Source organism: Thermoanaerobacter wiegelii Rt8.B1, assembly GCF_000147695.2.
Classification (GTDB): Bacteria; Bacillota; Thermoanaerobacteria; order Thermoanaerobacterales; family Thermoanaerobacteraceae; genus Thermoanaerobacter; species Thermoanaerobacter ethanolicus.
The window spans coordinates 2752393-2765918 of the sequence record NC_015958.1; the positions used below are offsets into that span (position 1 = coordinate 2752393).

At 32.7% G+C, this 13526-nt stretch carries 12 protein-coding genes and 2 pseudogenes; 1 reads left to right on the forward strand and 13 read right to left on the reverse strand.

Annotation, left to right across the window (positions count from 1 at the left end; genetic code table 11):
• The first annotated feature begins 133 nt into the window (after positions 1 to 133).
• A pseudogene (locus THEWI_RS13415) lies at positions 134 to 1410 on the forward strand (transposase).
• 348 nt (positions 1411 to 1758) lie between these two features.
• Here the strand turns inward: THEWI_RS13415 and THEWI_RS13420 are convergent.
• From THEWI_RS13420 to THEWI_RS13475, 13 genes and pseudogenes are all read right to left on the reverse strand, one after another.
• Entirely contained in the window at positions 1759 to 2088 is a 330-nt protein-coding gene (locus tag THEWI_RS13420; protein WP_041589272.1) for an ATP-binding cassette domain-containing protein, read from the reverse strand.
• Between the two features lie 461 nt (positions 2089 to 2549).
• Positions 2550 to 4277 (reverse strand): ABC transporter ATP-binding protein, encoded by a 1728-nt coding sequence (locus THEWI_RS13425; protein WP_006569827.1) that lies wholly within the window; start codon positions 4275 to 4277, stop codon positions 2550 to 2552.
• Complete coding sequence (locus THEWI_RS14080; RefSeq protein ID WP_083820917.1) at positions 4278 to 4757, reverse strand: SPASM domain-containing protein; 480 nt, start codon at positions 4755 to 4757, stop codon at positions 4278 to 4280.
• On the reverse strand, positions 4721 to 5602 hold the full coding sequence (locus THEWI_RS13695) for a radical SAM protein (protein ID WP_052877878.1): 882 nt from the start codon (positions 5600 to 5602) through the stop codon (positions 4721 to 4723). Before THEWI_RS13695 ends, THEWI_RS14080 begins: the two co-directional genes overlap by 37 nt.
• Before the next feature lie 724 nt (positions 5603 to 6326).
• Complete coding sequence (locus THEWI_RS14410; protein ID WP_003871591.1) at positions 6327 to 6500, reverse strand: hypothetical protein; 174 nt, start codon at positions 6498 to 6500, stop codon at positions 6327 to 6329.
• Between the two features lie 465 nt (positions 6501 to 6965).
• A complete protein-coding gene (locus tag THEWI_RS13440; protein ID WP_014063776.1) occupies positions 6966 to 7643 on the reverse strand; it encodes a Crp/Fnr family transcriptional regulator in 678 nt (225 codons plus the stop codon).
• Positions 7644 to 7679: 36 nt separating this feature from the next.
• Positions 7680 to 9008, reverse strand: a complete 1329-nt coding sequence (gene dnaB / locus THEWI_RS13445) for a replicative DNA helicase (RefSeq protein ID WP_003871293.1) — start codon at positions 9006 to 9008, stop codon at positions 7680 to 7682.
• A gap of 22 nt (positions 9009 to 9030) precedes the next feature.
• Positions 9031 to 9474, reverse strand: a complete 444-nt coding sequence (rplI, locus tag THEWI_RS13450; RefSeq protein ID WP_003871294.1) for a 50S ribosomal protein L9 — start codon at positions 9472 to 9474, stop codon at positions 9031 to 9033.
• A pseudogene (locus THEWI_RS13455) lies at positions 9471 to 11436 on the reverse strand (DHH family phosphoesterase). Before THEWI_RS13455 ends, rplI begins: the two are co-directional and overlap by 4 nt.
• 18 nt (positions 11437 to 11454) lie before the next feature.
• Entirely contained in the window at positions 11455 to 12363 is a 909-nt protein-coding gene (locus tag THEWI_RS13460) for a YybS family protein (protein WP_014063778.1), read from the reverse strand.
• A gap of 8 nt (positions 12364 to 12371) precedes the next feature.
• On the reverse strand, positions 12372 to 12680 hold the full coding sequence (locus tag THEWI_RS13465; protein ID WP_003871297.1) for a MazG-like family protein: 309 nt from the start codon (positions 12678 to 12680) through the stop codon (positions 12372 to 12374).
• 80 nt (positions 12681 to 12760) lie between these two features.
• Positions 12761 to 13027, reverse strand: coding sequence for a 30S ribosomal protein S18 (gene rpsR, locus THEWI_RS13470; protein WP_003867432.1), 267 nt, complete (start codon positions 13025 to 13027; stop codon positions 12761 to 12763).
• Positions 13028 to 13042: 15 nt separating this feature from the next.
• The gene (locus THEWI_RS13475; RefSeq protein WP_006569837.1) at positions 13043 to 13495 is read right to left on the reverse strand and encodes a single-stranded DNA-binding protein; all 453 of its coding nucleotides are present in this window, start codon (positions 13493 to 13495) and stop codon (positions 13043 to 13045) included.
• Between the last annotated feature and the right edge of the window lie 31 nt (positions 13496 to 13526).

Consider the following 13526-nt stretch of genomic DNA (forward strand, 5'->3'; position numbering starts at 1 on the left):
AAGCCATTCCACAGACATGCTTTTTTTCTATCACTCTTGAATTTTTTATCTTTTATGTAGGATTTCCCCTCCCATTTGTCGAATTATTATATATACCGCATGAAAATATTTTTTAAGGAGGGGGAAATCCTACATGTACCAGCTTCAATTACTTTTAAATATACCTGAACTCTTTACTTCTCTATCTAAAATTGATTTCTATTCTTCTATGTTTAAAAATCTAGACTTGTCTTCAATACCTGAATTCCCTTTCTCTAGTCCTGGCCGTAAGGGTTATTCTCATCATGCAATGTTTAGAGCTTTTATTGTTATTAAGCTTTAAGATTCGGTACAATTTCTGACCTTTTAGATTATCTCCGCAATAATCTTATCATTGCTCATCTTTGTGGCTTTAACATCCTTAAACCTCTTCCTTCTTATTGGACTTTCCGCCGTTTTATTAATGAGTTCTCTCATGATTATTTGACCTCTATCTTTCAAAATCAAGTCAATATCCTCAAAAATATGGGCATTATCTCTGGTGAGTTTATTTCCATGGACTCTACCCCTATTAAAGCTAACACTAAGTTAAATAACCCTAAGTCTTTTTCTAAAAATAAATTCTCTAAAGATAATCAGCCTAAGTCTAATAAGGATTGTAAATTAGGCGTTTATTCTGCTTCTAATGATTCTTCTAATAAACGTTATAAGTTTTATTGGGGCTATAAAAATCATATTATTGTTGATGCTATCTCTGGATTGCCTATCGCTGAAACTACTACTCCCGCTGATGTCCCCGATTTTGAAGTTGCTTTGTCTTTACTTGAAAAGACTAATAAGTGGTTTAACCTTAAGTATGTTAATTTTATTGCCGATAAGGGGTATGATGTTAAGAGAGTTTATAATTTTGTTAGAGATACTCTCCATGGTCATTGTTTTATTCCTCTTAACAAGCGTAATTCTAAAAATCCTCCACTGACTGATGATGGTTATATGGTTTGTGAAGCAGGTATTAAAATGCTCAAAGACGGCAAGCAGTATTTTGATGGTTTTATTAAGCAAAAATTTGTTTGCAAGCTCTGTAATTCTAAAGATGACTCTGCCTGCCCTATAAAGCATCCTAAATATTTTAATGGCAAAAAGCATAGAGGCTGTACTAAGTATGCTATTATATCTTCTGATTATAGGTCTTCTATTAATAGAGACTCCCTATATTTTAAGGCTGTCTATAGACTAAGAGTAGAATCAGAAAGATATAATTCTCGATTTAAAGCTCTAGATTTTGAAAAAGCTTATGTTAGAAATATTAATTCTGTCAGCAACCTTAATACTTTTGGCCATATTACTTTGCTTACTGTCGCTATTGTAGCTATTAAACTGGGTAAATTTGATGAGTTTAAGTCTCTTAGTGCTCTGATGCAATCGGCTTAACTTTTGCTGAATTTAGTTCATGCCACTTTTTAACATTTGACTTCTACAGGATATTTATGCCCTTTTTTAGCTCCTCTTTTTGTCTTTTCTTTTCCCTTATCCCTTACTTTATGTTTGATTGTCAGTCTTGATTACTATATATTGTATGTTATACATATTCTGGCTTTTGGTCGTAACTATTTTAATTAATTTTGCACATCCCTAATAATAGTTGACAATTTGTTTGTTTTCCCTTTACTTTCCCTTCTCTTGCCCATATAATATCTGGTAAGTGAAACAATTTCAACCCGAATTGATTCTGGGTGGTGTGTTAAAAAATTGAAATATATAGAAAAAAGTTATAGTTTACTATAAAATAGAAACATTGCTATTTTTAGTTTCTATAAGTTGCTCCTTAATAATTTCTCTGTAGATAGGACATGAACTGGGCAATTCTTCATGAGCTCCATTAGCGACAATTTTCCCTTTATCGAGCACATAAATTTCCTTGCACTGGAGAACTGTTGATAACCTATGGGAAATCACAATTAAATTTTGGACAATAGTTTTTATGTTTTTAAATATCATACTTTCTGTTTTAGTATCAACCCCTGATAAAGCTTCATCTAATACTAATAATGTTGGCTTCCTTAAAATTGCCCGCGCTAATGCTAAACGCTGCTTTTCCCCAGTAGACAAATAAAATCAAATCTATTTGCTCTTCTCATATATACACATGTTTTTTATATATGGCACTTCTATGCTACTTAAAATCAATCAAATTTAAAATTATATAAATTCTGAATTAATTTTTTTAAATTTATCTGCGCTAATAATAACATTATTTAAATTTATAATAAAACTTATTAAAGTATCAAAAAAACACTTTTATCTTTCATTTAATCAATTTAACTCTCAATCCCTTTAATTCCCTCAATTTTTCTTTGTTTATCTGCATAAAATAAAAAGCAGAAAGTAAAATTTTATATTCTGCCCTTCTGCTAACTATATAACTATGGCTCTTCTTCTCTTCAATTGCACATCTTTCATATTTCCAGAAAATACACCAATCTAGATCTCTTACAGCCTATATTAGTGCACCTTTTAAACTATAAATATCTCTCTTTTTCGTTTCTCTGGTATTTCACACAAATTCTTTTTCATACAGTTTCTTCTACAGTCTCAATCTCTTCTTTCTCATCAATCCCATAATTATACATATAATAGAAATACCCTCTCTTCTCTAATAGCTCATCCAATGTGCCTCTTTCAATGATTTCTCCATCTCTCATTACAAATATTTCATCATACCTTTTAAGTATCTCTGGGTCTAACTTATGGGTTACAGCAAGCACTGTCGCATCTAAATTTATAAGCGTCCTCTCTATATCGCTCGCTGTAACTTTGTCTAAAGCTGCTGTAGCCTCATCTATCAGCAGTACTTCCGCTTTCTTGATTAGTGCTCTTGCAATTGCTATCCTCTGTCTCTCTCCTCCTGATAGCTCTACTTCCCCTTCTCCTACTATTGTATCGAGTCCTTTGGGAAGTTTCTCAACAACCTGAACTAAACCAGATTGTCTCAATGCTTCAATGAGTTCCTCTTCCCCACATTCACTGTAAAGGCAAATGTTATTCTTTAATGTGTCGCTAAACATAAAGACATTCTGCTGTATAATGCTAACTTTCCTGTAATAGGAGGCAGGGTCAAATTCTCTTATGTCTACTCCGTCAATGAGCACTTGCCCCTCATAATCTGTAATGTGATTTAATAGCACTCTGAGCAGTGTGGTCTTTCCACACCCACTTTCTCCAACTAATGTATACTTTTTACCTTTATCAAGCTTTATGTTTATGTTTGACAAAGCATTCCTCTTCCCATCGTAAGAAAAGATTAGGTTTTTGATTTCTATAGAATTTTTAAATTCAAAAGGTTTATCTCCCTGTGAAACTTTCTCCTTGCTTACATCTATTATTTCTTTTTGGATTTTATCTGCTATTTTTTCAACAGATTTTATCTTTGTAGCATATACAGATGCAGAAATTAAAGGATTTACTATGTAGTTCATAAGCTGTACAGCGGCAATCATAGAACCTACTGTGATATAACCTCTTAAGACCAAATATGTGGCTACGAGAATATTTACAAAAAACATCGCAAATCCTGACACAATAGACAAAGCTCCTTGAAATCCTTGAAATGCATCGGATTTATACCCTGCCATTTCTGCATCTTTGTTATCTTTTGATGCCATATTGAGGATTTTGCTCTCTATGTTAAAAGCTTTTATTACTTCAAATCCCTGAGCCATCTCTTTTATCCTGTTGGTAAACCTCTCAAGTTTTTTAAGGTACTGTCCTTTTAGCTCTTGATTTATTTTTGTGAAAAGCTGAGGTACAATCACTGGAACCCAGCCAAAAATGAAAATGACTATAGTGAGATAAACGTTTATTCGAAGTATTAGATATAAAGACACGATAAATAGTAAAACGTCTTCCATAATGTTAATGAGACTTGTTAAGTAATTACTCTCTATCATTCTCACATCATTGCTAAGTAAAGATATCAATTCTGAACTTGTAATTTTTCTTCTTCTAGAATTTATGAAACTTTCTATGATGGATTGTTTGTAGTCTATTAATACTTTCTTGTTAAAAGCTGCTGAAGCTGCCTTTGACAAAGTTTCAGCTGTAAATACTGCTATTAAAAACCCTACTGAATACCATATTAAGGCAGAAATACTGTAATTTAAATTTCCAACTGATGTGTCAACAATTATTTTAAAAAGTATCGCCTGCAGGGCTTTAAGGGCTGATACAAAAATTACAAGTATAGCGTTTACCAGAATTAAAAACTTATACTTTAAGATGTATTTCTTTATCGTCTCCATTTATATAACCTCCCTGGAATAAAGTTTTTTGTATTTATTTAGAAATTCCTCAAATCTTCCATTTCTCATTATTTGAAAAAGCTTAGTTAATACTAATTCTGTTAATTTGATATTTCTGTCACAGTCTTCTTTATCAATAATAAGTTTACCTTTTTCTATAAGGGATTTCGCAGGACATTTTGTACACCAAAAGCTGGCCACACAGTTTCTGCAATCTTCATGAGTTTCTTTATTTACTGATTGTAACATTTTACTTATTCTTTTAAAACCTGAGTTGATAGTATATATATCATCATATATGTTACCAATTTTGTAATTCCCCCTACCAATATATAGGGGACAAGGCCATATATCTCCATCGGAATCAATTGTTATCTGGTTAATTCCTACATCACAAAAATATGAATATCGTTGTTGCGATAAAACACTGTTTGTTATAGTATTTAATGAAATATTGTAGTTATATTTTTCTTCAAAAATATCAGAAAAAAATTTTTCACTTCATCATCTATTCTATCCAATCCATTTTCATCATCATGTGGAACTTTCAAGTTTTTATCATTTGTTACAACATTAAATACAGAAATTCTTTGAATACCCACTTCATTTTTCAAATGTTCTATAATTTCTGTTCTACTTAGTTTTTCATAAGCCTGTTTAGTATAAGTAGCCTGAATAAAACCAACATTTTCTTTATTCCTATTTAGTTTTTTTACATTAGTTACAATAGTAGTATAAGTGCCTCTACCATCTGGATATTTACGATGTACATCATTGATAAATTCTGGTCCATCAATACTTACGGTGACCTTGATATTATATTCCTCAATTAATTTATGTATTCTTTCGCTATAAATAGTTCTATTTATTTCCATTAAAAAGTTTACTTTTTTATCTTTAAAGTCCCTACATATCGTTTCTATTGCATCTACTGCGAGCAATGGTTCTCCACCAAAAAATAGAATAGCTGATAAGTTTGGAAACTTATTTGCAATTTCTTTGCTCAGATTAACAGCTTCTTCTGGTTTCATAACTTTTCTTTTTTTCCCATAGCTACCGTATGATGCGTAACAGTACGAGCATCTTAAATTACAGTCGTTACTAACAATAAGCTTTATAGAAGTAATGGTGCTGGTTGATGGCTCTTTTGTGTAAAAATCATCATTAGGTTTACAAGTATTTTTTATTTTTTCCCATATTTCTTTTTCTTTCTCTGTCAGTGTTTTCTCTTCAGAAATTTTTCCCAAAACATTGACAAACTCCTCTTCTAATGAAAAAAGTTCCATGTTAGCTACATTAAATAGTAATCTATTATTTAAATCCACAAAGGAATTTATCCTGGATAGATACAAGATATTCCCTTTCCTTTCACCTATTACATTTTAAAAAGACAAATAAAGAATTTGAATAATTAGTATAATTTTTGATTATCATTGTTATTTTACGGAATTTGAGGACTTTTAGTTATAAATTGCCTCCAAAGGGCAAAATAACCCTTTGGAGGACCTTTTCTTTAACTAATCTTTACACCACATCCGGCAAGCCCGAAGCACCAGTGCATTGGAGACACAGAAGAAAATGTTATTTTACTCATATTTTCACCCCCTTTCTCATGATTGTGATATTAAAATTAAACTTTATTCCTATCTTTAGTGCATTAACTATGATTTTTTCTGTGCAAATACATTTGTGGAAATACTACTATCTTCTTCCAGATAAAAAGAACTAAACTTTACATTTAGATGTCTTTTATAAGGTAATGTTTCTCTTATTATTACTTATTTACTATCACCCCCTTAAACAAATTTCTATGCTGAGCACATCTTAAAACTTTTCTATATTTGTATTTACATCAAAGTTCTAAGATGTGCCTTCAGCCTGCCTGAAATCTATTTTTGCTTTGCATCTTTTTTATTTATAATAGATTGGGGAAAATTCAAAAGCTTTCATCTAAACCGTTCTATAGATATCTTTTTATCCTTCTTGAGTTTTTATCTTCTACGGTATGTAAGCATTGGATATTAAAAATATTTTTCAATTTCTAAGCTTCTATCCACCCCATGGATTATTTATATCTCCATGTACCCTTGGTTCTCTTTCTTCTGCTAACATGTATTGTTGCATTACTTTTTTATCATTTATATAGGAGGGCTTTACGTTAATGTACGTCACTATCCCAAGTAAAAAAGCTACTAATGCCAATAAAGCTATAGCTTTCTTCAATTTTCTTCACCTCCCAAATTTTCTTTCAATTTTATCCTACCATTCTTACCTCTTTCCAGTAAAATGGCAAAAATGCTTATAAGCCCTCCCAATATTTCGTTTTGGCGAAGTTATCTATATTTTCCTTTCTTTTTCTCTTTTTTTCATATATCGCCAGTGAAAAATTTTAATTTTGTAACTGGAAGTTACAATAGGCTAAATTTGTAAAATTGCTTCAAAGGCAGTAAAATAAAGAGCTTAATAAGTGATGTTTAAAGTTAATTATCTGAAAATTTAAACTTTATATGTTTATTTTGATTTCTTATGTATCCCTTTTTGTGGCTATAAACGTTATAATTACAAAACTTTCAATGCTTTTGTTTCCGCCGTTGATGAAATGATGTCTTCTAATAGGCAATAAAACAAAAAGCTCCCCATCTTCTGGAGAGCTTTTTGTTTCCGGACAACAAGAACCGTCCCCGGTGTCTACAACATTTCTCTTAATCTCTCTATATCTTTTATTATTACCTTATTTCTATTTAATTTAATAATCCCTTCTTTATCCATTTGGCTTAGAACTCTTGTTACAGTTTCTCTAGATATACCTATTATGTTAGCGAGGTCCTGCCTGTTTAAATTTAGATTTAGCAAAATCCCTTCTTTAACATTTACTCCTCTTTCCTTAGCAAAGGTCAAAAGCACGGAGGCAGTCCTTCCTATTGAATCTCTTAAAGCAAGGTTCTCTATTATATATGACACATTTTTTAATCTTTTTGCCATAAGCTTTATTATGCTTAAGGCTATTTCAGTATTTTTTAATATTAAATTTTCTATATCCTTATTTTTTAGCATAATCACTTCGGAGTCCTCTATAGCCTCTGCAGTTGCAGGATATTCTCCACCGGCAAATAGAATAGACTCAGCAAATATGTCCCCTTTTTCCATTATTTTAATAATGTACTCTTTCCCGATAGAAGATGTTTTTGATATTTTAACTTTGCCGGATTTTACAAAATATATAGCTTCTCCCTTTTCCCCCTCTATGAAAATAATAGAGCCTTTTTTAAAAGATTTTATGATAGAAATCTTATGTATCTCTTCAAGGGATTTGTCCTCCAGTTCATTAAAATAAGGGACTTTTTTAAGGTAATCAAAATGAGCCATAATGACTTTCATCCCTTCTTAAAAGCAAACTAAAGATTATTCCGTTCTATATTTATCAAGACTTACAAATTTTGTATACTGTGCAAGCCATAAAAGTTCCACTGTCCCTGTGGGCCCATTTCTGTGTTTTGCAATTATAACTTCTGCTATGTTTTTCTTTTCAGAATCTTTATGATAGTAATCATCTCTGTACAAAAACATTACTATGTCAGCGTCCTGCTCTATTGCTCCAGATTCTCTCAAATCGCTTAAAATAGGTCTGTGGTCTGACCTGGACTCAGGTGCACGGGAAAGCTGTGAAAGGGTGATTACAGGAACATTGAGTTCTCTTGCTAAACTTTTAAGAGACCTCGATATTTCTGAAATTTCTTGTTGCCTGTTTTCTGCCCTTCCTCTTCCCTGCATAAGCTGCAGATAATCTATCATCACCAAGCCCAATCCTTTTTCCAGTTTAAGACGCCGGCACTTCGCCCTTATGTCCATTACGCCAATTCCAGGGGTATCATCAATATAGATAGGAGCTTTAGAAAGAGGAGTCATCGCAGCTGCCAGTTTCATCCAGTCATCTTCATCAAGGTTTCCTGTCCTAAGCTTTTGGCTATCTATATTGGCAGTAGAACAGATAAGCCTGTTTACCAACTGCTCTTTTGACATCTCTAAGCTAAATATGGCAACAGGAAGGCCTGTCAAAAGAGCTGCATTTTGAGCAATATTTAAAGCAAAAGAGGTTTTTCCCATTGAAGGTCTTGCTGCGACTAATATAAAGTCAGAGGGCTGAAAGCCGGCAGTTTTTAAGTCAAGGTCAGGAAAGCCAGAGGGAATTCCCGTAAGCTGTCCTTTGTTTTTGTAAAGTTCTTCTATTTTATAAAAGGTATTCATTAACACGTCTTTTATAGGTGAAAAATTAGTAGTGTTTCTTCCTTGAGCTATATCAAATATTTTTTGTTCTGCTATGTCAAGGACAGTTTCTACGTCATCCCCTTCGTAACTTAACTCCATAATCTCTGAAGAGGCCTCAATGAGCCTTCTCAATGTGGCCTTTTCTTTTATAAGCTTTGCATAGTAAGATACGTTAGCAGTGGTAATAACATTGGAAGACAGGCTTGCTATATAATCAATTCCGCCAACAGCCTCCAGCATGTTTCGCTTTCTAAGTTCATCAACTACTGTCACAAGGTCAACGGGGATGTCTTTTTCAAACATCTCCATCATTACATCGAATAATTTTTTGTGGGATTCTTTATAAAAGTCGTCGGCTTTTATTATTTCAGAAACGTCTATTATAGCATCCCTAGATAAAAGCATTGACCCTAAGACGGATTGTTCAGCTTCTATGTTTTGGGGAGGGATTTTGCTCCACTCCATCCTTATTCCCCCCTTGCTTTAATTACTCTGCCACAACATCTACCTTCACTTTTGCTATGACTCCTTGATAAAGTTTTATGTCTACATAATAGGTACCTGTAGTCTTTACAGTCTCGTCAAAAGATATTTTCTTCTTATCAATGTCAAAGCCTTTCTCCTTTAAAGCCTCTTCTACGTCTTTTGAAGTGATAGATCCAAAAAGTTTACCATTTTCTCCTGCTTTTACTTTTAAAACTAAGCTTAAGTTTGAAAGCTTTTGGGCCATTTCTTTTGCTTCTTCTAATTCTTGCTGTCTCTTTTTCTCTTCTGCCTTTTTCTTTTCATTAAGCACTTTTATGTTGGATTCTGTAGCCTCTATGGCAAGTCCTCTTGGAAGGAGATAATTTCTCCCATACCCGTCGCTGACATTTACAATTTCTCCTGCTTTTCCTACATTTTTAACATCTTTTACTAATATAACTTTCATTTGTCTTCACCTTCCTCTTCAAAATATTCTTTAATAGCATTTTTTAAGTCTTGCAGTACTTCCTCTATAGGCTTTTTGACCTGAGCTCCTGCAACAGTTAAATGTCCTCCTCCACCAAGCTTTTCAAGGATAACTTGAACATTTATGTCTCCAAGAGAGCGTCCGCTTATGGCTACATCTTCTTCTCTTTTTAAAAGGACAAAAGAGGCTTGTACTCCCTTTATTGTAAGAAGTTCATCAGCAGCCTGGGCTATGATGAGATTGTTGGCATTTGGAGGGCTAACTGCTATTGCAATGCCGTTATCCAATATCTCGGCATTTTTCACTATTGAAGCTTTTATTATGTAAGAATCTAAGTCATTTTGGAAAAGCTGCTTAACAGAGGTTGTATCTGCCCCTTTTCTCCTCAAAAAGGAGGCTGCTTCAAAAGTCCTGGAACCTGTCCTGAAAGTGAAATTTTTTGTATCCACTGATATTCCTGCCATTAAAGCCTCAGCTTCTATAGGTTTTATGTCAATCTTGTCTACTATATATTGCAAAATTTCTGTGACTAATTCGCTAGCAGAAGAAGCATAAGGCTCTAAATAGACAAGCAAGGCTTTATCAATAAACTCTTTCCCTCTTCTATGGTGGTCTATTACAACTATTCTGTCTATAATATCTACAATTTCGGGATAAGTAAGATAACTGGGTCTATGGGTATCAACAACTATTAAAAGGCTGTTTTGGTCCACCATGTTTTTAACTTCACTGCTTTTTATAAATAAATCTTCATAGCCTTTTGTGTTTTGTATTTTCTTTACTAATTCATCTATTGCTACATTAGATTTATCTAATATTATATAGGCTTTTTTGCCTAAAGACATGCTGGCTCTATACATGCCAATTGCAGCACCTAATGAATCAAAGTCCATAAAGTTGTGACCCATTATGAAAATGGTAGAGGATTCTTTTATGAGCTCTTTTATAGCGTGGGCAATTACTCTCGCCTTTACTTTTGTCCTCTTTTCAACAGCTTGTGTTCTTCCTCCATAAAACGAAATTTTATCTCCTCTTTTTATTACTGCTTGGTCTCCTCCTCGCCCTAATGCTAAGTCTAAGGCGCTAGAGGCATATTCATTTAAGGCTAAAAAGTCATTGGCATCTGCTCCAATTCCTATGCTTAAAGTTAAAGGGATTTTTATCTCTTCTCCAATTTCTCTCACTTTATCCAATATTTCAAATTTATTTTCTTCTAAGCTTTTTAATCCTTCCTCTTTAAATACGACAAAGTATTTATCATCATCATATTTTTTCATAAAAGCTTTTATTGAGGAAGCCCATTCTGAAAGTTTTTTTTCTATTTCTGAAGAAACCACCGCTTTTTTAATATCTTCTATTGCCATCATCGCTTCTTCGTAGTTGTCAATTATTATATGCCCTACCACAGGTCTATCGAAAGCTAAAGATTTCTTAAGCTGAATGTATTCAGTGTTATCAAGGAATAAAAGAGTACAGCTTAGGTCCTTCCCTTTTTTCTTTTTGCTTGAGAATCTACTTTTAACACGGAATAGTACCGGCCATTGAACTCTATTTGGTTTTTTTGTCATCTATTTTGTTTCCAGCATATTTTTTTATCAATTTCTTTATCTCTTCATCTTCATTAAAGACCTGAGAATAGTTTAAGTTATACCACAGGATTTCTCCGTTATCATTTAAAATAACGGCAGGAATTGGCATCTTTGCTAAAACGCTTTTTGATGCCTTATCAACATTGAAAAATATATTTTCTATATATTTATCCAATTCTAATCGCTTTTTCTTTACGCCATAGTATTCACTTAAAAGCACATAAAGAAAGATGATTAATGAAATAGAAGCAATTATCTCGTTGTAGTAAAACATTAAAACTATTAATAAAGCTGATAGTAAAATATTTATCACATTGACAGAAGAAATTATTTTATAAAATTTCTTATCCACAAAAACACCTCTCATTTTCTAACTCATGTATTTCCTTAAATCCATACTGGTATCTGCAATACCTATTATGGTAAATAGCCAAGAGGTAAGAGGAAAAAGAAATAAAAATACAAGGATTAAGTTAGCAGCCAATGATTTCATATTCAATTTATGAGTTAAATAATATTTTACTACCGCCAAGCCTCCTAAAGTAAAACCTAGAGAAAGCAATACTATTATATTGGTAGTTATTGCTTCTGGTTGCTTTAGAAAATATTGATATAACAACACTCCAATAAAAATCCATCCTGTGACATAAGGCATTTTCCATTCTTCAAAAGGAGGAAGTGCTTCTATATAGACCCTTTGAGTTTTTAAGATTTTGGATATAATTATATAATTAATTAAAATGACAGCTACGACCGCGATTATTATAGATGCAGGTAAAGTCATTTTTAGCATTTCTTCAATTGTTAATAAATTGCTTTTTATAGCCGAAAAGTTTGGATGTCCCTGATAAATAGATAATACTTCTTTTGTGCTCATATCAATTGCCTTAAAAAACTGATCGAGTGCATTTATTTTGAAAGCCACTTTTATGAAATAAAATATTACAATCACACCAAATATTGACACAACAGAAGTATCTATAAGTGTCTCACTAGCTTTACGTTTTTTCGATATTAAATACCCCATAACAAATCCTTGTAAGGCAAAAAATAAACTTGTAAAAGCTGTACCTATATCTGTAAAAATTACATTTACAATAAATACAGCAAAAGATGATGCAATAGCATAAGATTCAGAACTTCTTATACAAGTTATAGCAATGGGAGCTGGTATCAAAAAAAATAGCACAAATAAGGGCGGAATATACACTCCTATTAATGTCATTACTACAGCCATTGCTGTCATCATTGCCGCATTGGTAAGTTTTCGTAAATCCATTAAATCAATCACTCCCGCTTTCTACCCTTTATGTATCTCTCTAATCCAGAAAAATTATATTCTCCTTCAAAGTCTTTATCAATAATTTGAAGTTTGAGTTTTTTTTGAAGCGCTTCATCTATTTCTTCAAAGTCATAGCCTAATTTCTCTCCTAATAAGTACGCAGAAATTAAAATATCACAAAGATTGTCTACTAACACTTCTCCACTTTCATCTTCATTAAAGGCTTTCAAAAGAGAATATACTTTTCCTAAAATTTTTATTTTTAAATTTTCAATACTCCTTATGTTTTTAGCAATCTCAAGATTATTTTTCATACTTTTATTCCACCTTTATTTTTGACAGCTTTTTTAAATAGTAAACTAAAAGAGGGCATCGCCCTCTTATTATTATATCATTATTCTACTGTATATGGTAGTAGTGCAATCTGTCTTGCTCTTTTAATAGCTTTTGTAAGCTGCCTTTGATGCCTTGCACAGTTTCCTGTAATTCTTCTCGGCAGAATTTTTCCTCTTTCTGTGATGTACTTGCGGAGCCTTGCTACATCTTTGTAATCAATCTTATCTATATTATCTGTGCAAAAAGCACAAACGCGCTTTTTCGCTTTTCTGCCTCTTTTTTTAGTAGCTGCGTTATCTTTCGCCGTCGTATTAGCTGTTGTCATCCTTCAACCTCCTTTTTAAAAAGGTAAATCATCTTCACTCTCTATAGGTGTAAAACCCTCAAACTCTTCCGGTATATCTTCAAATACACTGTCAAAGTCTTCATCAAAATCTCTATTTTCTTCAGCATTGCCACTGCTGCCAAAACCAGATTTCGGCTCTAAAAATCTCACGTCATCTGCTACAACTTCAGTAACCCAATGTCGATTGCCGCTATTATCATCCCATGTTCGGGTTTGAATGCTTCCAGTTACCGCTATTAATCTGCCTTTTTTTAAATTGTTAGCGCAAATTTCTGCAAGTTTTCTCCAAGTTACGATGGGTATAAAATCTGTAGGCCTTTCCCCGCTTTGACTGACATAATTCCTGTTAACCGCTAACGTAAATGTAGTAACAGGAACCATGTTAGCACTATACCTCATCACAGGGTCTTTTGTAAGACGGCCTATTAAAATAACCTTATTTAACATTTTTAACCCACCTTTTTATATTAATAAACGA